Source organism: Brevibacillus sp. HB2.2 (assembly GCF_013284275.1).
In the GTDB taxonomy this organism is placed as follows: Bacteria; Bacillota; Bacilli; order Brevibacillales; family Brevibacillaceae; genus Brevibacillus; species Brevibacillus brevis_D.
In genome coordinates, this window is the sequence record NZ_JABSUV010000017.1 from 60,637 (window position 1) to 81,829 (window position 21,193).

23 protein-coding genes, 1 pseudogene and 1 riboswitch are annotated in these 21,193 nt (G+C 48.7%); of the genes and pseudogenes, 12 read left to right on the top strand and 12 right to left on the bottom strand.

The genetic code is table 11. The features are described 5' to 3' along the window. Positions 1-11: 11 nt before the first annotated feature. Entirely contained in the window at positions 12-545 is a 534-nt protein-coding gene (locus tag HP401_RS14420) for a PadR family transcriptional regulator (RefSeq protein ID WP_047071910.1), read from the bottom strand. A 450-nt stretch (positions 546-995) separates the two neighbouring features. Between HP401_RS14420 and HP401_RS29900 the strand changes: the two are divergent. Beyond that, positions 996-1,199: pseudogene (locus HP401_RS29900) on the top strand (trypsin-like peptidase domain-containing protein); the annotation flags it as partial. Positions 1,200-1,263: 64 nt separating this feature from the next. Here HP401_RS29900 and HP401_RS14430 read toward each other — a convergent pair. Further along, positions 1,264-2,358, bottom strand: a complete 1,095-nt coding sequence (locus HP401_RS14430; protein WP_173605475.1) for a YheC/YheD family endospore coat-associated protein — start codon at positions 2,356-2,358, stop codon at positions 1,264-1,266. Positions 2,359-2,559: 201 nt separating this feature from the next. Between HP401_RS14430 and HP401_RS14435 the strand changes: the two genes are divergently transcribed. The 3 genes from HP401_RS14435 (at position 2,560) to HP401_RS14445 (ending at position 4,741) form a co-directional block, all read left to right on the top strand. Further along, positions 2,560-2,880 carry a winged helix-turn-helix transcriptional regulator gene (locus HP401_RS14435; RefSeq protein ID WP_016742092.1) on the top strand — a complete coding sequence of 107 codons (321 nt, stop codon included), beginning with the start codon at positions 2,560-2,562 and terminating at the stop codon, positions 2,878-2,880. A 111-nt stretch (positions 2,881-2,991) separates the two neighbouring features. Continuing rightward, the gene (locus tag HP401_RS14440; RefSeq protein ID WP_173605476.1) at positions 2,992-4,440 is read left to right on the top strand and encodes a recombinase family protein; all 1,449 of its coding nucleotides are present in this window, start codon (positions 2,992-2,994) and stop codon (positions 4,438-4,440) included. Positions 4,441-4,462: 22 nt separating this feature from the next. Then, positions 4,463-4,741, top strand: a complete 279-nt coding sequence (locus HP401_RS14445) for a S1C family serine protease (protein ID WP_015892423.1) — start codon at positions 4,463-4,465, stop codon at positions 4,739-4,741. Between the two features lie 30 nt (positions 4,742-4,771). On the opposite strand, the gene HP401_RS14450 is transcribed toward HP401_RS14445, so the two are convergent. Next, entirely contained in the window at positions 4,772-4,918 is a 147-nt protein-coding gene (locus tag HP401_RS14450) for a hypothetical protein (RefSeq protein ID WP_015892424.1), read from the bottom strand. 63 nt (positions 4,919-4,981) lie between these two features. After that, entirely contained in the window at positions 4,982-5,263 is a 282-nt protein-coding gene (locus tag HP401_RS14455) for a DUF2325 domain-containing protein (RefSeq protein ID WP_016742090.1), read from the bottom strand. Positions 5,264-5,593: 330 nt separating this feature from the next. On the opposite strand from HP401_RS14455, the gene HP401_RS14460 reads away from it, so the two are divergent. The 3 genes from HP401_RS14460 to HP401_RS14470 all read left to right on the top strand — a co-directional run bounded on the left by HP401_RS14460 (position 5,594) and on the right by HP401_RS14470 (position 8,041). Continuing rightward, positions 5,594-6,193 (top strand): IMEF encapsulin system ferritin-like cargo protein, encoded by a 600-nt coding sequence (locus tag HP401_RS14460; RefSeq protein WP_016742089.1) that lies wholly within the window; start codon positions 5,594-5,596, stop codon positions 6,191-6,193. 37 nt (positions 6,194-6,230) lie between these two features. After that, on the top strand, positions 6,231-7,079 hold the full coding sequence (locus HP401_RS14465) for a family 1 encapsulin nanocompartment shell protein (protein ID WP_173605477.1): 849 nt from the start codon (positions 6,231-6,233) through the stop codon (positions 7,077-7,079). A 143-nt stretch (positions 7,080-7,222) separates the two neighbouring features. Then, a complete protein-coding gene (locus HP401_RS14470) occupies positions 7,223-8,041 on the top strand; it encodes an alpha/beta fold hydrolase (protein WP_173605478.1) in 819 nt (272 codons plus the stop codon). A 55-nt stretch (positions 8,042-8,096) separates the two neighbouring features. Here HP401_RS14470 and HP401_RS14475 read toward each other — a convergent pair whose 3' ends face one another. The 5 genes from HP401_RS14475 to moaC all read right to left on the bottom strand — a co-directional run bounded on the left by HP401_RS14475 (position 8,097) and on the right by moaC (position 13,306). After that, positions 8,097-9,305, bottom strand: a complete 1,209-nt coding sequence (locus tag HP401_RS14475; protein ID WP_173605479.1) for an aminotransferase-like domain-containing protein — start codon at positions 9,303-9,305, stop codon at positions 8,097-8,099. Positions 9,306-9,500: 195 nt separating this feature from the next. Further along, on the bottom strand, positions 9,501-9,971 hold the full coding sequence (locus tag HP401_RS14480; RefSeq protein ID WP_016742085.1) for a hypothetical protein: 471 nt from the start codon (positions 9,969-9,971) through the stop codon (positions 9,501-9,503). Positions 9,972-10,125: 154 nt separating this feature from the next. Continuing rightward, on the bottom strand, positions 10,126-11,307 hold the full coding sequence (locus tag HP401_RS14485) for a pyridoxal phosphate-dependent aminotransferase (protein WP_173605513.1): 1,182 nt from the start codon (positions 11,305-11,307) through the stop codon (positions 10,126-10,128). A gap of 82 nt (positions 11,308-11,389) precedes the next feature. Next, positions 11,390-11,503, bottom strand: a riboswitch (SAM riboswitch). Between the two features lie 60 nt (positions 11,504-11,563). After that, positions 11,564-12,820, bottom strand: a complete 1,257-nt coding sequence (locus tag HP401_RS14490; RefSeq protein WP_173605480.1) for an MFS transporter — start codon at positions 12,818-12,820, stop codon at positions 11,564-11,566. Positions 12,821-12,823: 3 nt separating this feature from the next. Then, positions 12,824-13,306 (bottom strand): cyclic pyranopterin monophosphate synthase MoaC, encoded by a 483-nt coding sequence (gene moaC, locus HP401_RS14495; RefSeq protein ID WP_173605481.1) that lies wholly within the window; start codon positions 13,304-13,306, stop codon positions 12,824-12,826. A 172-nt stretch (positions 13,307-13,478) separates the two neighbouring features. On the opposite strand from moaC, the gene HP401_RS14500 reads away from it, so the two are divergent. The 5 genes from HP401_RS14500 (at position 13,479) to HP401_RS14520 (ending at position 17,396) form a co-directional block, all read left to right on the top strand. Next, on the top strand, positions 13,479-14,018 hold the full coding sequence (locus HP401_RS14500; protein WP_173605482.1) for a methylated-DNA--[protein]-cysteine S-methyltransferase: 540 nt from the start codon (positions 13,479-13,481) through the stop codon (positions 14,016-14,018). Continuing rightward, positions 14,011-14,724 (top strand): 2OG-Fe(II) oxygenase, encoded by a 714-nt coding sequence (locus tag HP401_RS14505; RefSeq protein ID WP_173605483.1) that lies wholly within the window; start codon positions 14,011-14,013, stop codon positions 14,722-14,724. The genes HP401_RS14500 and HP401_RS14505 overlap by 8 nt, the downstream gene beginning before the upstream one ends. A 12-nt stretch (positions 14,725-14,736) precedes the next feature. Further along, positions 14,737-15,555: an SPL family radical SAM protein gene (locus HP401_RS14510; protein WP_173605484.1), complete on the top strand. Its 819-nt coding sequence runs from the start codon at positions 14,737-14,739 to the stop codon at positions 15,553-15,555. A 103-nt stretch (positions 15,556-15,658) separates the two neighbouring features. Beyond that, a complete protein-coding gene (locus HP401_RS14515; RefSeq protein WP_016742078.1) occupies positions 15,659-16,366 on the top strand; it encodes a molybdenum cofactor biosynthesis protein in 708 nt (235 codons plus the stop codon). Positions 16,367-16,370: 4 nt separating this feature from the next. After that, positions 16,371-17,396, top strand: coding sequence for a ThiF family adenylyltransferase (locus tag HP401_RS14520; protein ID WP_173605485.1), 1,026 nt, complete (start codon positions 16,371-16,373; stop codon positions 17,394-17,396). Between the two features lie 63 nt (positions 17,397-17,459). On the opposite strand, the gene HP401_RS14525 is transcribed toward HP401_RS14520, so the two are convergent. Genes HP401_RS14525 through HP401_RS14535 form a run of 3 tightly spaced genes read right to left on the bottom strand, consistent with a single transcriptional unit; the run spans position 17,460 to position 20,956 of the window. Next, positions 17,460-18,524: a sensor histidine kinase gene (locus HP401_RS14525; RefSeq protein WP_173605486.1), complete on the bottom strand. Its 1,065-nt coding sequence runs from the start codon at positions 18,522-18,524 to the stop codon at positions 17,460-17,462. Next, the gene (locus tag HP401_RS14530) at positions 18,521-19,183 is read right to left on the bottom strand and encodes a response regulator transcription factor (protein ID WP_208759454.1); all 663 of its coding nucleotides are present in this window, start codon (positions 19,181-19,183) and stop codon (positions 18,521-18,523) included. Before HP401_RS14530 ends, HP401_RS14525 begins: the two co-directional genes overlap by 4 nt. Before the next feature lie 15 nt (positions 19,184-19,198). Further along, positions 19,199-20,956, bottom strand: a complete 1,758-nt coding sequence (locus HP401_RS14535) for an ABC transporter ATP-binding protein (protein ID WP_173605487.1) — start codon at positions 20,954-20,956, stop codon at positions 19,199-19,201. Positions 20,957-21,193: the final 237 nt, after the last annotated feature.

Below are 21,193 nucleotides of genomic sequence, written 5' to 3' on the forward strand. Positions count from 1 at the left end.
TCGCTTTATTGCTAAACGGAATAAGCTGGTTGTTTCAACAAAGAAGTCATTTTTTGTTCCATAAAGGAAATCGTTGACTCCAGATGATGAATGGTATACTCCCAGCAAAAGCGTTGATATTCGTCAAAATTTACTTCCAGCTTTTTATAAGAGGCCTTACTTTGTTGGAGCAATTGACGTTGCGTATCTAAGCAGCCCTCTAGCAAATCCTTTTGTTCGTCGATCGTGCGGCTCTTGCCGAAGAAAATCTTAACCAGCATGTCTGAACGCAAGACTGGCGGCAAGATAGGCGTCTGGATTTCTTGACGGAACGATTGTTTTCCGGCTTCTGTAATTCGGTACAAGATCTTGTTCGGCTTGCCAGACTGAATGATTTCTTGCTTCGTCACGAAGCCTTCTTCCTCCAGTTTGCGCAATGCTGGATAAATAGCACCAAAGCTAGCGTCATAAAAGAACCCAATACTGTTTGTAAACGCTTGCTTAATATCGTAGCCACTCATTTCCCCATAGCTCAAGAAACCCAGTATGATCGTTTTAACATCCATCTCTTCGCATCCTCCGTTACCGTTCTTTTTCTCTCTCTAGCGGCTAGGACTTAGCCTTTATGTTCGAAATATTCTTTAACTACATGTTATTATAAATGCATTTAAATAATTATACCAATGCTATTTCTTTATCATATCAATCAAAATTAATGATATAACCATACATTCGACTAGAAATTGGGCGTCCCTTCCCTCTCCCCTCCCCATAAGATGATACATACCTATCTGCTGTAGGGGGAGAGATCGGTGAAAAGTAAAAAATGGTCCCAATATACGCGGGTAAAGTACCCTGTGAGCAGCAGCAGTCTGCACCCATTCAATTTCTTCGTTCCCATTGTCGAGCGAGTTCAAGAGGGAGTAGTCTCCATCGTAACCGAGGATGCTCCCCATTCCAAAGACGTGGATTCGTTAATTCGCAGCCTCATTGATCATGAAGATAATTCTCCACCCATGGAACGAAGCTTTGGCTCCGGATTTCTTTTTCATCCGAAAGGGTATATCTTGACGAGCGAGCATGTCATCGGCAAATCCAAAAACATTTTCGTGAAGCTATATAACGGTAGAGTGTTTGAAGCCAAACGCATTATAGCTGATCGAGTCCGGGATTACGCCGTCATCAAAATTGATGCAGACTGCAAGCTATACCCGCTGCCACTAGGCAACTCCTCTCATACAAAAGTAGGAGAATGGGTCATTAGCGTCGGTTCTCCATCTGTATTCAAAGAGACAAAAAACGAGCCTTGTTCCGGGCCAAATACAGCGCAAATTGAACAGGACGGGCTATCGCCTTTTTGTATAGAGCCATGTCACCCATCTGGCGAAAAACCTCTCTCCCCGGCTTGGGGTTCACTTCGATTAACCAAGCACGTCCGTCCACATCTACCCCAATGTCCAGCCCGAATTCCATCATGCGGCCGAAATAGTCCTCGAGCGTGTTTGCTACCTCAAAAGCAAGTCGGTAACATTCCTGTTTGATCAGCTCTCCACGCTCCTCGCCAAATCGCCTGGACATTAACCATTCAAAGGGAATCGCTTTGCCTCCTCCATGCAAATTGGAAGTAGCACTGCCCTTCTCCCCCATGCGTATTGCGCACCCTGTCACCGTCCACTCCCCACGCTCGTCCTTTTGGATCAATAACCGTACATCGACGACATGCTTGCGTAGCAGTCCCAGGTCCAAGCCTTGCTGCACCAGGAAATTGCCATCGCGAATGCGCTGCTTCTCTACCCACGTTTTGACCCATTTTTCCACGCCTTCCACCGTATCAATTCGAGCTACATGATGCTTATGCTTTTTGTCACGTCCAGAGAGGCTATAATCCTTGCCGCTGCTCTTCACTCTGAGGATGCTTCTTCCCCCTGTGCCATTGCCTGGCTTGACATAGACGAGCCCATGGCGTGCGAGCATGTTTCGGACCTTGCCTTTTTCGTAAACATGCGTCTCCGGAATCCAGCGTTTTACGCGGTCATCAGAAGCGAGCAGATTCGTCACTCTCCATTTTTTACTGAACGGACTGTTTGCAAAGAAAAACAGATCACTATTTCGCAGCCGGATATACTCCTTTACCCTGCGTCGGTACCGATCGATGACAACTTCTGGCCAAGGGAACGATTTACTCATCCAGCCCCCGTTCGGTTTGGGGATGAAGCCTTTGATCTTTCTGGCGGATACATTGACGTCCTGATGCGAAAACAGGTAGATTTCTGCGCCCAGCTTTTGCCCTGTTTGAACCAGCTTTCGCAAATAGGCTGGTTCCTCAAAGCGTAACCCCTCCCGCCAGGTTAAAATACCGATTACCCGTTTTGGAAGCATCGCAACACCCTCTTCGCTTCTTTTCTTTCGCGATTAGTGTATGTGTGGACTCCTAATAGGGAAACATTTGTCCATGAAAACGGGCTTGGCCTCTCAGGCATTGATAAAGTGTCATTCCAGTTTTTCGTTACTTACTTTTTTCAAGCTAATCTGTTAGAATAAAGGGCAACAATAATGCTTCTAGATAGAGGTGACGCCGATATGAGTCAAGATTTTTCTGGCGAACACATGTGTCCAAAATATGAATGCGCAATGAACGTCCTTGGAAAACGCTGGACTGGCCTGATTATTCATGTGTTGCTACGCGGGACTGTACGATTCAAAGATATCCGGGAAATGGTTCCTCATATGAGCGATAAAATGCTCTCGGAAAGACTGAAGGAGCTGGAAGAGCTCGAGATTTTGGAGCGCAAAGTGTACCCAGAGATCCCAGTTCGCATTGAATACGAATTGACCGATAAAGGAAAAGATCTGCGTCCTGTCATTGATTCCATTCACGAATGGGGCCAAAAATGGATGTAGCATAACCCCACTTGTCCAAGACGGATGAGCGGGGTTTTTTATTGTGGTCAGGCATAAGCTCCTCCCTTTTGCTGTACACTCTAGCAACCCAAGGTGAAGGGAGGACGGGGAATGCGAACGGCCGTCTACATACGTGTCAGTACAGAGGATCAGGCACGTGAAGGATTTTCGATCCCCGCTCAAAGGGAAAAGCTGCTCTCGTATGTTCACTCCCAAGGCTGGGAAGTCCAAGCAGTCTACGCAGATGAAGGCGTCAGTGCCAAAGATACGAAGCGCCCCGCACTCAGTCAGCTCCTGCAGGATATCCGAACGGGTGAAATCGATGTCGTCCTCGTCTATCGACTCGATCGGCTTACTCGCTCTGTCCTTGATCTGTATCAGCTCCTCCAGGAGTTCGATCGACATGCGGTACATTTTAAAAGCTGCACAGAGGTTTACGATACGACTACGGCAATCGGGCGACTGTTTATAACCTTAGTGGCTGCTCTCGCCCAATGGGAAAGGGAAAACTTGGCGGAACGGGTCAAGCTGGGGATGAGCCAAATGGCAAGAGAACGAAAACGACCAGGAGGGCCTGCACCATTTGGATACAATCTGGTGCAAGGAACGCTGGTCGTGAATCAAAGGGAAGCAGCTGGCGTACGCAGCATGTTCGAGCGCTATGATCGAGGCGAATCTCCGCGCCAAATCGCCGAATGGGCAAATCATTCCGGATTGCGCGGGAAAAATGGCGCTTCCTGGAGTGCAAGTGCCGTGCTTCGTCTGTTAAAAAATCCGGTCTATCACGGCGCGTTGCGTTGGAATTACACAGACGCCGATCAACAACGCAATGCCCCCGAGGAATGGATAATCGAAGAGGCAACTCACCCGGCCATCATCGATCAATCCTGTTTCTCCCGGGTGCAGGAGCGGATGAGTGCTCGCGGAACAAGCCACCCCCGCGTTCTCAGCTCCCGCTACCTCTTTTCCGGATTGCTATACTGCTCGCGTTGCGGGTCCTCGATGCGCGGGAAAACAACCACGATTACAGGAAAAGGGGAAAAACGCTACACGCACCGCTACTACTTATGTAAAAACAAGCTGGCTGGTACGTGTGATGCTCCAGCCATACGTGAAGATCGCTTGGAAAAAGCCATTGTGCAAGAGCTGATGCAGCATTCAACAGAGTCAATTGCTGCGTTGCAGGAAGTGGTTCAAACTTTGTTTCAGTCGAATTCCTGCTCCGCGAAAGAAACCAGGCAAGAGCTGCAATTTCGGAAGCAGCGCTGGGAACAAGCTTATGAAGAGGGATTCCTTTCGTTGGCAGACCTACGAGAGAAAATCAATACATTGGAGCGGGCTGCTAAAGAACGAGAACGCACTTACTCTGTTTTTTCAAGTGTAGACCAGTTTGATCCAGATGCTCTTTCCAATTGGAACCTTATTTGGTCGTATGCAAATGAAAAAGAACGGCGCTTACTCGTGTGCATGCTCATCCAACGTGTTGAAGTGGAAGCAACAGACGCTGCCTCTGGTCAAAAAAATCGAGAGGTGTACCTGCGTCTGTTGTCTTTCCACTAAAACTTCTCTTGATTTTGTTTGTATGCTTACAGGTGGTTCCCCACTTGGTTTGGAAAATTCTGTGACAGCGGGTATTATTAGTGCTAAAAACCGCCGATTGCAGGTTGCGAAGCGAATGTACGAAGAAATTTTTCAGACGGATGCTGCGATTAACCCAGGAAATAGCGGAGGTCCACTCATTAATTTGAATGGGGAAGTCGTTGGTCTCAATGCATTCATCATTCAATCCAGCCAATGCTTAGGCTTCGCTATCGGGATTGACGCTCTCAAAATGCAACTGGAGCAGTACGTATTCAAGTGAGAAGCACACGCTTCAACAAAAAAACCCCGTCTAGGAGGACGGGGAATGCTTCTCTAATGCAATAAGATATACATTTGGACCTTCTGTGTTGATTTGTTCTTCTGCCTGTTTTAATTGTTGCAGCTGAGCGGCCGTAAGCTGTGCGATAGGCAGTTCACCCAAACGATTCTGTTCCATGCGACATTCCTCCGTTGGTGTCAGACTCACGATCGTAGTCTGCCCGATCTGGAGAGTATGTATTTACGCAGTGAGATCAAAAGCTTTGGCAATCGCAGAACACGAACGCTTGCAGAAAACGATGGGCAGCTCGCGATCTTTGGCTTGGTTTTTCACTGTTTTGGCCAAGTTGTGATTGACGAAATCAGTCAACACCAAAATCATGTGGATACCAGCTGGAATTTTCACCCCGGTTTGCGAGCTTTTCCGTCCAGTTACGTGATGAATATCCTTGAAGCCTTGCCCTTGCAGTAATTCGATAATATTGCCCAGGCGATCTCCGCCTATTACTAAAATCGATGACATAATTTGTTACCTCCTTAAATTTAGGTGAATGTAAGATTTATGTTTTCTTCTCTGAATACTAATTGATAATGAATATCACTCTTATTGATAAATATTATCATTCCCATTTGTCTTTGACAATACTCTCCATGATAACTTTTTTGTCAAAAAACAAAACTAGAGACTAAGCCTAAAGGCAAAGCCACGGCGCTCTAGCGTTCCCGCTCTCTTTTCCAAATTACACCGCATCAAATCCTTCGCAGTCATAAGAAAATGTACATAGGTGTTGCCCGGGTGTTTTTTCCAACGGTATAATGAAAAAATAGATTGTGAATGAGGAGGTGGCGTAGGGTGCAAGAAATTACACAGCTGCACGCCATTTTTGATCGCACCAGAGGTTACATCAACAGCTTCATGGGCGTTATCCAGCCGATTATCGATGCGGCAACGGACGAGCACACTCGTCTTTATTACCATCACATTTTGGAAGAAGAAGAACAGCGCATGGGTCGCTTGCAGGAATTGGTTCCCTACCTGGAGAAGCTGTCAGCAGGAAAAAGCCTGGATCAGCTCAGTGATCGGGACCTCTCGCAAATGCTGTCCGATGTGAATCTGGAACGTTTTGGACTGCACAATTTCCGCGAGCATCTGGAGCTCTCTTTGTACGAATTCAAGGATGACGAAACACGTCAGCTCCTAGATGGCATGCGTGAAAAGACGCATACAGACTATTTGACAGTCAAAGAGATCATGGCGAACATGAGCCAACGATTCTCTGATGCGGCTCATCCTGATCTCACTGATCACGATGAGGGGCACGACATTCACCAAGTAGATCATTTGAAAGCCTCTGCTTCCGCTCCTCACGGTGTTGCTTCCGTGATCAAGCATTCCGCCCCTGCCGTTTCCGGTAAAAAAGGACTGACAGTTGGCAGCTTGAAAGGAATGTAAAGAATCGGAAATCCTGAAATGACATGGAGGTTACACTATGGACAAGCTTCGTAAATACCCAGACTCTCCCTTGACGACGGAAGAATGGAATCAACTGGACGCAACTGTCGTTGACATGGCTCGCCGTCAGCTAGTGGGACGTCGTTTTATCGATATTTATGGACCATTGGGTGAAGGTATCCAAACCATTACCAACGATGTATATGAGGAATCCCGTTTTGGTGGTCTCTCCCTGCGCGGAGAATCACTGGAAATGACACAGCCTAGCCGCCGTGTCAGCATGACGATTCCGATCCTGTACAAGGATTTCATGCTCTACTGGCGCGACGTTGCCCAAGCACGCACACTGGGCATGCCTTTGGACATGAGCGCGGCTGCCAACGCAGCTGCTGGTGGTGCACTGATGGAAGACGATTTGATCTTCAACGGTGCTGCGGAATTCGACCTTCATGGTCTGATGAACGTAAAAGGACGCCTCACTCATCTAAAGAGCGATTGGATGGAATCTGGCAATGCGTTTGCCGACATCGTGGAAGCACGCAACAAGCTGCTGAAAATGGGCCATAGCGGTCCGTATGCACTGGTTGTTTCTCCTGAGCTCTACTCTCTCTTGCATCGCGTGCACAAGGGCACCAACGTGCTTGAGATCGAGCACGTTCGCAATCTCGTTACAGATGGTGTCTTCCAATCCCCTACCATTAAAGGCCGTTCCGGCGTATTGGTAGCAACTGGTCGCCACAATCTCGATCTGGCGATTGCGGAAGACTTCGACTCCGCATTCCTTGGAGACGAACAAATGAACAGTCTGTTCCGTGTCTATGAGTGCGTTGTATTGCGTATCAAGCGTCCAAGCGCCATTTGCACCTTGGAAGAAACAGAAGAATAGGAAGCCCTTTGACACACCCATTGACGTTTCTCGTTGTGGGTGTGTTTTTTCATCCTTGAAATATGTAACAGATCACTTATAATAAGAACGTACGTTCCAAACTTTCCAAACAGTCTGACATAAATGTCGTTGGGGGGCTTTTTATGAGATGCGAGGTCAATGGCGTCAACCTTTATTATGAAGAGATCGGAAGCGGTTTTCCTGTCGTGATGATTCACGGCTTTTCACTTGATCACCGCTGCATGACTGGTTGTCTGGAACCGATTTTTGAGAAACGTCCGGGGTACCGACGACTTTACATAGACCTGCCAGGAATGGGACAAACAGAAAACTACGAACATATCCACACCACGGACGATATTTTGGAGGTTGTACTCGCGTTCATCGATCAACTCATTCCAGGTGAACCCTTTTTCATTGCAGGTGAATCATACGGCGGATATCTTACACGAGCAGTTATCGAGAAGCGCCGGGACCAAGTAAAGGGTGCCCTTTTCATCTGCCCAAATGTCATTCCTGACAAAGAAAAACGCACACTGCCGGATAAACCCGTCCTAGTAGAGGAGCCTTCCCTATGGGAGCAGTTGAGTGAGACGGAACGTGCGGAGTTTGAGTCGATGGCGGTAGTCGCTACCGATTATACGTGGAATCGCTATAAAAAAGAGATTATCGACGGCTACATGCTTTCTGACCCTGCTTTTCTCATGAAAATTAGACAAGCGTATGGCGTCTCCTTCCCATTAGATACGGCCCCCTTCCCCCATCCGAGTCTATTTGTTGTGGGGAAACAAGATCAGTCTGTCGGTTATCGCGATATTTGGGATATCATCGAAGCCTATCCCCGCTCTTCTTTTGCCGCTCTCGATTGTGCCGGTCACAATTTGCAGATCGAGCAGCCGCTTCTGTTTACAGAGCTTGTAAATGAATGGCTGGATCGGGCACAAAGAGAGCTATCCCAGTAAACATGCATAAAAAAGACAACCAGCTCCTTGAGAATGGTTGTCTTTTTGCATTCCATTACACATTTGTCACCAATGATTCGCTGTAGGCGTGGAATGCCTTGCCCAGTCGTGAAATCGCAAGCTCCGTGTCTTCCCGGTTCAAGAGCGTATAGTTCAAGCGCATCGTATTGAGATGCGGCTCGGCTGCATAAAACGGCTTCCCTGGCACGAATGCCACGCCTTCCTTTACCGATTGGGCCAGCAGCTTCTCTGCATCGAAGTGCTCAGGCAGATTCACCCAGAGGAACATCCCGCCTCTTGGTTTTTCCCACTGTACACCCTCCCAGTTTTGCGCAACCAAGAGCTCATGCATCCATTCCATGCGCGCCTTGTAGGACTCGCGGATTTTCTCAATGTGACGCTCCAGATCAAAACGGGACAACAGTTCATACAGAGCGTACTGGTCGATTGTGCTCGACTGCAAATCAACTGCTTGCTTCGCCTTCACCATCATTTGAATCACGCGTGTATCTCCGATGGCCCATCCGGTACGCAAGCCTGGTGCGACAATTTTGGAAAAGGTACTGGTGTACACGACACAGCAATCGGTCGGGTGCTCATCCAGTGAGAAAATGGAACGGTACGGAGCTTCCCCATCGAATTGGATCTCTCCATATGGATCGTCTTCCAGGATGAGAATGTTTTGCGCCTTGCATTGACGAAGCAAGCCGAGACGGCGCTCAAGGCTCCATACCTTTCCTGTCGGATTGGCAAAGGTAGGAATGACGTATACCATTTTCGGGCGATACTGGGCAATTTTTTTCGCCAGATCGTCCAAATCCATCCCATTGGCATCACCGTCTACCGGAATCGCTTTGATTCCCCGGAATTGGAACAATTGAACTGCTGCCAAATAAGTAGGGTTTTCGACGAGAACGACATCGCCTTCTTCTAAATATACACGGCACAACAAGTCAACTGCTTGCTGAGAGCCCGTAGTGATGATCATATTATCTGCACCGACGTTCATATGCTTTTGCTTCATGCGGGATGCAATCCACTCTCGAAGCGGCAGGTATCCATCGGTCAATCCGTACTGAAGAGCTTTTGCGCCTTTTTCAAATGCGCGGTTAAACGCTTCGCGCATCTCTGCGATTGGAAAAGAATCCTCTGCTGGCAGTCCACCTGCGAGCGAGAGCACTTGATTGCCTTGGGTCAGCTTCAAGATTTCCCGGACAGCCGAGGAGGATAGTGCTTCGACAGATTTTGAAAATGAGTACTCCATGTTCCGTTCCCCCTTGATTTTGCTTATCCTTGTTTTATCACTGTCAACAGCGTAAGTCCAATCTTTGCTAGCTATGAGCAGATAGGTTTTGACTATGTCGAGCGGTTGTTCAACCATTAGTCTTCACGCACTGCATGCAAAAAACCCCTCTTCGTATGAAACGAAAAGGGGTCCATATGTATGGGCTATATTTTCCTAAGCAATACGGAACACACGTGGTTTCTCTGTTTGGGGAAGGAAAGAGAGGTCGACATGATTGGACGCTTCTTCCATACCGATATCGCTTGCCAACAGCAGTGCCTCTTCCTGGAAGGTCGGCGTACAGCTGCCTTCATTCAGCTCACAGAGTCGCTTCAATCGCTTCAGTCTCTCTGCTGACTTCTCTACTCTCATGCATTCGTTCGTCAGCTCACATACGTTGACGTGACGAGCATCAGCGATCATGCTGATATCATTCACATGGACAATCAGCCTTTTGCCTTCTTCCGTAACAAATCCGATCGAGCAAAAATGCGCACCTGACATTTCCAAACGAGTGAGAACAGCATTGGCGTAAACTTCTCCCGTCCGCAAGCGAATCTGGCCTGCTTCAATGGCTCCGCCGATTTTTCGCTCGTTGGCGATCACCGTATACATATCCGTGTAACCGTTAATCTGATAGCGCATGGTACCCTCCCGCTCTCGCTGAGACTAATTATCATTAACAACAATGACATCGTATAATGAAAATCATTATCTGTCAATAATGAGAATGATTTTTATTCTAGAAGAAAAAAGCCACACTCCATCTATACGGTAGTGTGGCCAATTTGCCTCGCGTTTATTTTGTTTTTGTAAATAACCCTAACCGCTCAATCCGCTGAACCGCTTCCGCGAGACGCTCTTCATTGGATAACAAAGCTGCTCTCACATAACCCTCACCTGTCGGGCCAAAGCCATTTCCTGGCGCTACGACGACATGCGCTTTTTCCAAAAGTAGGTCAGAGAACTCCACAGATGTGAAGCCGTTTGGAACAGGAAGCCAAGCAAAAAACGAACCTTGAGATGGCGGAGCCTGCCAGCCAATCCGATGCAGATTGGAGTACAAGGCATTGCGGCGGCTTTCGTAGACAGTGACGAGATCGCGGACGCACTGTTGCGAATCCGTCATCGCTTTGGCTGCCGCCATCTGTACTGCACCGAACAGACTGACGAAGTAATGGTCCTGAATGAGGTTAATCAGACGAACCAGCTCGCGATTACCTACCATGGCACCTACTCGCCAGCCTGCCATGTTGTACGTTTTGGACAAGGTATAAAATTCTACACCCACTTCTTTTGCACCTGGAACCTGCATGAAGCTGACCGGCTTTTTCCCGTCATAGCTGATCGCCCCGTAGGCGAAGTCGTGGCAGACGACGATTTCATGTTTTCGGGCAAAACGAATGGTTTCCTCATAGAACTCAAGTGGTGCGTTGACTGCTGTCGGATTGTTCGGATAGTTGAGAAACATCAGTTTGGCTCGATCCAAATCAGCCTGGGACAGCTGGCTGTAGTCTGGCAAGAAGTCATTTTCCGCCTTCAACGGCATCATGACCATCCGTCCGTTGACAACAGCAACCCCCGACCAATAATCCGGATAGCCTGGGTCTGGAACCAGTGCAACATCGCCTGCATTCATGAGTACTTGGCAAATCTCTACGAGTCCGGTTTTACTGCCAAACAAAATCGCTACTTCTTCCTCCGGATCGAGGTCCACATCAAATTCTTGCTTATACCAATGAGCTACTGCCTGCTTCAGTTCCATGCGTCCCTGAAAAGGCGGATATTTGTGATGGAGTGGTTGTGCCGCTTGCGCCTGTAATTCTTCAATAATATGCGGCGGTGTCGGCAAATCGGGATTGCCCTGCCCCAGGTTAATGACGTCATGGCCTTGCGCAATGACCTTGTTTACTTTTGCCACCAGGGTCGCAAAAAACTGGGTAGGGAGTCGATCAATCATATCGGCGGGTTGAATGCGCATCTTTCTTCCATTCCTTTCTTGGGCCAATACAGTAAAACCCCCTTTTTCCATACAGAAAAAGGGGGAGATCAGCTTGGTCACGTCCTTATCTGTCAGGAAAAAATCCTGCTGGAATTGGCACAGCATCTGTCCATACATGGAACAGATCCGCTGCCGGGCTTCATAGGGCCAGTCCCTCCACCTCTCTGAATAAGTCAAACACACGGAATATACTGTTTTTTCGTCTATATCATACTACTTGAGCACGCAAATCGTGTCAAGATGCTTGATTCTGTACCGGCACGTGATGCCTTCTTTTATGAAAAGAGGTGTGGAAGGCGAAGAATGCAACAGACAACAGACACAAGCCTGCCATCACGAACAATAGTCCCTGCGCGTGAATCGATTGGAAGATGAATGCGCCGAGCAGTGGTCCAAGCATCCGCCCAGCTGATCCAGTCCCCGCAATCAGCCCTTGAATGAAGCCTTCTCGTCCCTCTGGCGTAAACTGTGCAGCAACTGCTGGCACCGCTGGCCACACGAGCATTTCGCCCAGCGTCATGATGAACATCCCCGCCACAAAGCCTGCATAAGCCGTTGATTGCGACAAAATCAGCATCGACAAGGCAAAAATATAGGCGCCCAAGAGCATTTGGGCTTTTAGCGTTCGGGCAAAGCGTCGAATGACCCAGGCAATCAATGGCTGACCAAACAGGATCAAGCCGCCGTTCAGCGTCCACAACAGACTGTATTGACGGAGGGAAATGCCCAAGGATTGCATATAGGTTGACAGCACCGTTGTCCATTGTACATACACAATCCAGCTAATTAATAGCCCCCCGCATAATAGCAGCAAGGCTCCCCATACCACCTTTGGCTCTTGCTGTGATTGTCGCAGCACATCATCAGTTGCTTGCTCAGGCATGCTTTGTCCAGTCGTCGAGTTTTGGCGTTGTTGTTCCACCATTTTTAACTGGCGCGGCAAAATGAGTAGGAACATAGCGAGGACGATCACTTGTGAGATGGCATTGCCGAAAAACGTCCAGGCAAATGACACACTGGCCAAGAAGCCACCCAACGCAGAACCGGCAGCTACCCCCACATTGAGAGTGACATAAATCAGATTGATTCCTTTACGTCCTCCGTCCGGCCACAAAACGACGGCCAATGCATTCATCACAGGAGAAAGTAATCCATAAAACAGTCCATTCAAGAGAAGCAACACAACATAAATCGTAAAATCCTGCGTAGCACCTAAACCGAGCGAAATTAGGATAACGCCGATGGAACCGACAATGATGGTGCGCATTTTGCCCCAGCGGTCAAACAGCATCCCGCCGACAATACTCCCGATCAAGAATGCGCCTTGATTTAAAAGCAACAAGAAGCCGGCTACAGTCAGCGGCTTTCCGAGATGGTTATGAATATAAATCGTGACCAGCGGCCAAATACATGCCATTCCGGTAGAAAAAATGACGGCAGCAATCGCCAATAAACGAATGCTGCTCGGATAAGATTCCCACTTTTGCCTCATGGCTTACTTCTCTCCCCGATGGAAATCGCCGCTTTTTCCGCCTGTTTTGGATTGCAGACTGGTCGGACCGATAATCATTTCTTTATCCATGGCTTTGCACATGTCATACACCGTCAAAGCCGCTACGCTTACAGCGGTCAAAGCCTCCATCTCGACGCCTGTTTTCCCTGTCGTCTTCACGGTTCCTGTAATCGCAAGCGTCGTTTCGTCTACAAAAGCAAACTGTATGTCGATGCCAGTCAATGGCAGCGGATGACACATCGGGATGATTTCCCACGTTTTTTTGGCAGCCATGACACCTGCTACCTGCGCTACGGCGAGTACATCGCCCTTTTCGATTCGACCTTCGCGGATTCGGGCGAGGGTTTCGGGTTTCATGCTGACTTGGCTCTCGGCTACAGCCACCCGTTTTGTGACGTCCTTCTCAGACACGTCTACCATCCGCGCTCGATTTTGTTCGTTAAAATGTGTTAATTGATCAGTCATACGAGTATCGTTCCTCCTCTATCTTCTCCTACCTTACTCCCGCCGCTGGATAAAAGCAATGGGAATGTAGATGGCGTAGTTTCGTTATCTTGCTCATCCACTCCTAAAAACGTACGAAGAACAGATGCTGGAGGTATACTGTGCGTACACAGCTCAAAGGAGGCGTATGGAAATGGAAACGAAGAAGGATCAGACGGTACGCTGGTCAATACTAAGACATGGGGATTGGAGCATTTATTTGGCTGCAACGGCTTCCGGGCTTTGTTATGTCGGCTCAGTCAACCAGCCTTTTGCTGAATTGAAAGTGTGGGTTGAAAAGCATCGCCCACACAGTGCACTGGTGCAAGACGATCCGTGGCTAAAGCCTTTTGCAACAGAACTAATGGAGTATTTGCAGGGGACGCGCGAGCATTTTTCCATGGATTGCGACCTGTCTGGAACGCCTTTTCAGCTTGCTGTCTGGGAGGCACTGCGCCAAATCCCATACGGTCAAACGGCATCGTACACCGACATTGCAAACATCATTGAAAAGCCCGCTGCTGTTCGTGCCGTCGGTGCCGCAATCGGTGCCAATCCGGTTCTCATTACAGTCCCCTGCCACCGTGTCGTCGGTAAAAATGGTTCACTGACTGGCTATCGCGGAGGACTGCCCATGAAGACAACTCTGCTCGATCTGGAGAAAAAGGCAAATCGGGGTGTGAAGCATGGCTAAATCAGTGACAGAGAGGATTGCTGCACTTGACTGGCAATCCATGCAACAGGAGCTAGATGAACAAGGGTATGCTGCTTTTCCTTCTTTAATAAGCGCGGATGCGTGCGAAGAATTAATCGCTATGTACGGACAGGATGAGCTTTTTCGCAATACGATCCAGATGGCGCGGTACCGTTTCGGTGAAGGCGAGTATCGCTATTATCAGGCTCCCCTTCCCCCGCTTTTGCAGGAGCTTCGCGAAGGCTTTTATCCGATGCTTGCGCAGACTGCAAATCGGTGGCTGGAACTGCTTGGTCGCGAAGCTATTTATCCTGCTACCCTCCCTGAATTTTTGGCCCACTGTCACGATCAGGGTCAGCTGCGCTCTACTCCATTAATTTTGAAATACGAGACAGATGGCTATAATTGCTTGCATCAGGATATGTACGGCGAGGTGTTCTTCCCGTTTCAAGTGGTTTTTGCCTTGAATCAGAAGGAGAAGGACTACAGGGGCGGAGAATTTCTACTGATGGAGCAACGGCCGCGCGCGCAGAGCCGGGGACATGTAATAACCTTGGACCAAGGCGCTGGTCTGATTTTCCCGACATCCTACCGTCCTGTGCAGGGTACGCGAGGCTACTATAAAAATACGCTGCGCCACGGTGTCAGCACGATTACCTCAGGAAAGCGCTACAGCCTCGGAATTATTTTTCATGATGCAAAGTGAGGAACGCCCCATATGAAAAGCATCCTTTCCTATAAAGTGCCGAAAACCCTCCTTAATAAAGGAAGCGGATTTCTTGTGGATTACACCCATTCGCTCAATCCGTATACAGGCTGTTCTTTCGCCTGCTCCTATTGCTATGTTCGGCAAATGCCTGTCTCTTTGTTTCGCAACGAGCAATGGGGCACATGGGTAGATATCAAACAGCAAGCTGCCGATTTATTGCGCAAGGAGCTTTTGCGGGCTAAGAAAAAAGGAAAGGTGACCATCTTCATGTCTTCGAGTACAGACCCATACCAGCCCATCGAACAAACGGAAAAGGTAACGAGGTCTTTACTCGAAGTCATGGTAGAGAATCCACCTGATTTTTTGCTGGTGCAGACGAGAAGTCCCTTGGTTTGGCGGGATGCCGATTTGTTGCTCCTGCTGGGTGAACGCGTCCGCGTCAGCATGACCATCGAGACCGATTTGGAGGAGATTCGCAGGCACTTTAGCCCACAAGCTCCCCCTATTCAAGCGCGACTCAAAACACTCCAACGTTTGGCGGGAGCAGGCATCCCTACACAAGCAACGATTGCCCCTGTTTTACCGAGCAGTGAGTCATTCCCGGAGATTTTGCGTCCCCTGGTCACCCGTGTCTGTGTCGACGATTTTTATATGGGAGATGGCAGCGGCGGTAAACGCACGAAAAGAAACGGCATTCCCGCTCTCTATGAACAGCTTGGACTGGACCAATGGTACGATCCTTCCGCCTATCGGATCGTCTATGATCGGCTATTGCGTGTTTTTCCCCCAGATCAGATTTATTTGAGTCAGGAAGGCTTCGCCCCTTAGCATCAACCCTTGATTGTAACACCCCATTCATTGGCAACTTTGATCGGTTTATGATATCGTCTAGCCTAGAGAGTAGTATCATCCAGGGAAATGAGGAATTGTCTTGACCATTACGATCTTGTTATTTGCCGGACTCGCCGAACGTGCGAATGCCCGGGAAGTACAGTTGACCTTATCTGAAGGTGCTACCGTTAGCGATCTTCTGCAAGCAGTGGAAAAAGAATATCCTGCGCTCTCTGCGCTTTTGGGCAGTTGCTTTGTCTCCATCAACCATGAATATGCAGCGAAAAATCAGGTCATTTCAGCCGACGACGAGATTGCCCTCTTACCTCCAGTAAGCGGCGGAGAAGAAGACCCGCGCTTTGCCATTACCGAGGAGCCTATTTCTGCGGACAAGCTCGTTCGTCTGGTGAGCAACCCGCACGCGGGTGCGATCCTTACTTTTGTCGGAACTGTTCGGGAATTCACCCATGGTCAGCGCACCGTGTATTTGTCCTATGAAGCATATGCGCCTATGGCGGTTGAAAAAATGAAGCAGGTCGCAGCAGAGATCGAGGAACGCTGGCCGGGAGCACAAGTCGCGATGCACCATCGTATCGGTCATTTGACTGTGGAAGAGATTGCAGTTGTTTGTGCCGTTGCAACAGCGCATCGCAATGAATCGTTTGAAGCAGGCCGTTATGCCATCGAACGACTCAAGCAGATCGTTCCCATTTGGAAAAAAGAAATGTGGGAAGATGGAAGCGAGTGGAAGGGACATCAACAAGGACCGTGGAATCCGCTTGCGATGCCAGAAGGAAAGGTGGAGTAACGCCTTGGATACTCGCTATTCCCGTCAAATATTGTTTCATCCGATCGGGCGCAGTGGACAAGAAAAACTCGGTCAAAGCCGTGTAGCCATTGTCGGCATGGGAGCGCTCGGAACGGTTCTCTCCAATCATATGGTTCGGGCTGGAGTAGGTTTTGTCCGCATCATTGACCGCGACTTCGTCGAGCCGAGCAACCTACAGCGTCAAATGCTCTACGATGAATCCGATGCAGCCGAGCATTTGCCAAAGGCAATCGCCGCTCACGCCAAGCTGACGAAGATCAACTCAGCCGTTACCATCGAACCGATCGTCGCAGACCTCACCGCTTACAATGCGGAGGAATTGCTGGCAGATGTCGATCTCGTTTTAGATGCGACAGATAATTTTCAGGTGAGATACCTCGTGAACGATGTTTGCGTTAAACATAGTATTCCGTGGGTGTACGGTGGCGCTGTGAGTGCGACTGGAACCTTTACCGCGATTCGTCCGGGAATCACACCTTGCTTGCGCTGTCTTTTCCCTGAAGCGCCAAACCCGGGTGAGATGCCTACCTGTGACACGGCTGGCGTCATCGGACCGATCATTCACATCGTCGCCTCCTATCAGGCAACGGAAGCATTCAAGCTGTTAGTAGGCGCAATCGATGAGCTCAATCCGAATTTGGAGCACTTTGAGATTTGGCATAACCGCCATCAGCAAATCAAGGTGGTCAATGCCCGCCGAGACGACTGTCCGACATGTGGGCAGAAGCAATTTTCGTTTTTGCAGCCGGATACCCAAGATGGACAAGCCGTTTCGCTTTGCGGTCGAGACACCGTACAAATCTCACCCGCCGCTGCAATGACACTTGATCTGCATGCATTGGCAGCTAGACTTTCCCCTTTAGGACAAGTCGAGCAGAACAAGTTTTTGCTGCGTTTCCGTGTTGATACGTACACGCTCGTTATTTTCCCGGATGGTCGCGTCCTCGTGCAAGGCACAGATGACGTCAGCCTGGCACGTTCGCTTCATGCCAAGTATATCGGCGCGTAACTGGTCTACCTGTAATAAAAATAAGCTGTCCCAGACCGTCACTCGGACGAAGGGGCAGCTTTTTTATCCCGTTTGAACAAATGTAATCGTAAACGTGGTACCTTTCCCTTCTTCACTCTCAACGACAATCGTAGCTTGGTGCAAATCGATTATTTTTTTCACGATCGCCAGCCCCAGGCCGCTGCCCGAATTGGCTCTGTTTCGCGATAAGTCCGCCTTGAAAAATCTTTCGAAAATGCGCTCCTGATTTTCCTTGGATATCCCCATTCCCGAGTCGGTTATTTTCACGAGCACTTCACCGTTTACCGTCTCCAGCTTTACGCTGATTTTCCCGCCTGCCTCCGTGAATTTGATGCTGTTGCCAAGTAAGTTGGTCCAGACTTGACTCAGCATATCCTCGTCGGCGACGATTTCGACTTTTTCCAGGTCTATGTCCATTTCAATCGCTTTCGCCATCCATTGCGGCTCGCTGGCGAGGATGAGTGCGCGTAATTGCGTGTCCAACCGATACCGCTTCCGCTCCAAATCATGCTGGATGCCCTCTAGCGCAGTGAGCTTAAGCAGGTTGTCGCTGATTTTGGACAGCCGCTTGCTTTCCGACTCGATAATCTCCAGGTAACGAATGCGCTCTTCTGGGCGAAGTCTTTCATTATGCAGGGCGCGAGCAAACCCGCTAATGGACGTCAACGGTGATTGAATTTCGTGGGAAACATTAGAGATGAACTCCTGCCGCAGCTTCTCCATTTCATTTAATTGTTCCGCCACATGATTAATGCCGTCCACCAGCTCCCCCCATTCATGCGCCAGCTTGATGTCGAGATTGACTCGAAAATCCCCCATGGCAATTCGTCTGAGCGCATCAATCAATGGTTGAAACCTGCCTCGATGCCTTGACATGGTGAAGAAAGAAATAATTATCCCAACCCCAATAAACAATAGGCAGTTCAAAACGGAATGGATCAACACTTTTACAAGATCATTGGGATGATAGCCCATATAGCTATAAAAGAGAGTGGTAATCCCGTATGCACCTAGCCCGCACAAGGCAAAAACAGCACATATGCCCACAACTCCTACGATTTTTTTCAGCAAAATATAGGAATGTTCGTCTTGTCGCCTCTTTTTCATACAACAATCTCCAAACGATAACCAAGTCCCCGGACCGTCCGGATCAAAAAGCCGTACATCGCTTCCGGAAAACGCTCCCGCAATCGGTTGATATGCACGTCTACCGTCCTCTCATTTCCTTCAAAATCATAGCCCCATATTTGTTCGATCAGCTGCTCGCGGGAAATAGTCTGCCCGGGATAGCTGGCCAGTTTGAACAACAGCTCGAACTCCTTTAGTGGAATCGTCCATGTTTTCGTCCCACTGGCGACTGCAAATGTTTTGCGATCAAGTAGGAGATTTCCTGCTTGAACCTGATGCGAAGCGGCAATCCGGTAGCGCTTGAGCAGCGCTTTTACCCGGACGACCAGCTCCTGCGGATCAAACGGCTTCACCAAATAATCGTCTGTCCCTAGCTCAAAGCCTTTGATTTTTTGCGAGGTCTCTCCCTTCGCAGTCAGCATCAGCAAGGGAAAATCATAATGCTCGCGAAGCTTTCGGCACAGCTCCCAGCCGTCCATGTTCGGCATCATGATGTCAAGAATCACCAGTTGGGCGGCAACCGACTCCAGTTTGTCCAGTGCCTCCTGTCCGTCAACGGCTTCCACTATCGTAAAGCCTTCATTGCGCAAGAAGACGCTGACGAGCTCGCGAATATGCGGATCGTCGTCGACTACCATAATCGTGGTCACATTCTACACCCTCTCTTTTACGAGCAATTGCTGACTAGCCAATTCCCGGTACATCTCATGGGTTTGATAAAGCTCTTCATGTGTACCCATACCTGTGATTTTTCCCTTTTCCAAAAAAATGATTTGATCTGCTTCCACCACAGTCGACAAGCGATGGGCAATCACTAAAGTGGTACGTCCCTTCATCAAATTTTGCAATGCCTTCTGGACGATCATCTCGGAATTGCTGTCCAAACTAGAGGTAGCTTCATCCAGCATCAAGATTTGCGGGTCGCGAAGCAGTGCACGGGCAATGCCGATTCGTTGGCGCTGTCCACCCGATAGCTTCATGCCTCGCTCCCCTACTTCTGTCTCATAGCCATTCGGCAATTCCTCAATAAATTGATCCGCATAGGCCATCTTTGCCGCTTCCTTCAGCTCCTCGTCACTAATCGTCCGTGAAATCCCGTAGCAAATATTTTCTCGGATGGTTCCGGCGATCAATGGACTTTCCTGGGACACGTAGCCGATTTGACTTCTCCAAGACTTCAAGGAAAAATCCGTGACGGGATCATTGCCCAGCCTGATTTCTCCACTGATTGGCTGGTAATACCTTTCAACCAAGGAAAACAACGTCGTCTTGCCGCTGCCGCTCGGTCCGACAATCGCATTTACTTTTCCGGCCCCAATCGTAAAGCTGACATCATCGAGAATCTTTTCCCCGTTCTCATAGGCGAAGCTCACATGGCTCAAATGGATGGGCAGTCCCGCGTTTTCAAGCGTCCGTCCTGTCAAAAGATCTTCTTCTTCGGCGTCGAGAGTCGCAATGATTCTTTCGGTTGCCCCCATGGCTTTTTGTAACGAGGTGAAAAACTGTGTGAATTGCCCCAGTGGGATGACAATTTGCACCAGATACAAAATAAACGCAACCAGTTCACCAGCTGTCAATGCTCCCATGGACACGCGCATGCCACCATAGCCGATCACAACTACGAGCAGCACCATCAGGATAAAGGACATTAGCGGTCCAATGACGGCTTGGACTTTTCCTTCTCTTAATCCAAATCGGAACAAATTTCCGATTGCCTTTGTTCCCATTCCCAGTTCGTGGGTTTCGGCATTCGATGATTTGACGAGCCGCATCTCTTGGAGCACTTGATTCATAATAGTTGTAAAGCTGGCAGTCTCATTTTGCAGACCTTTCGAAATTTTGTACATCTGACTGCCAAGCGGCATGAGAATCCCGATGCACAGCGGTACAGCAATGAGCATGGTTAACGTCATTTGCCAATCGAGGTAGAGCAAGGTCACCACAGAACCAACAATCGTGATCAATCCTGTAAAAAAGCTGGAGAGGTGCTCCGTAATCAGGCTTTTCACAACGCCGGTATCGTTGGTCATTCGACTGATCGTATCACCTGTCCGGTTGTTATCATAATAAGAGATCGGCAGGACGAGCAATTTTTTCCATAGTCGTTCACGGAGTGAGGCCACCACACTCTCGCCGACATGATTTAATAAGTAGATGGATAACCCGCCTGCAATGGCTTGTGCGACAAAGGCAACGATCAATAGAATGATTTGTGGTGTGGTGATCGTAGACAGGGAAAAACCGTCCACCAAATCCTTCGTAAACAGTGGAATCACTAAGCTCACCAGTGTGGTGGCGATGCTCATGAACAATGCGACACCGATTTTTAGCTTGGATGGCTTTGTTCCCCTTATTAATCGAAAAAAAGGCCGCCAGTTTCCCCATTTCGCTACGCTATTGGTTTGTTCCATTCGTTCATTTCTCCCCTTTTTCCTCCTCATTTTCACTTACAAGTGATAAGATACTGCATGAATGTAAACGAAATATAAACGGGATAATATTGTAGTGCGTGCAATTATCTTCTTTCTAATAAGAAGACGTTTCTGATCCAATTTTCTTTACCTGTGATTTTTGTATATAAATGATGAATTTGGGGTAGAAGCCGGGAAACAAATCGTATATAATAGGTTCGTAATGAAGAAACGAAA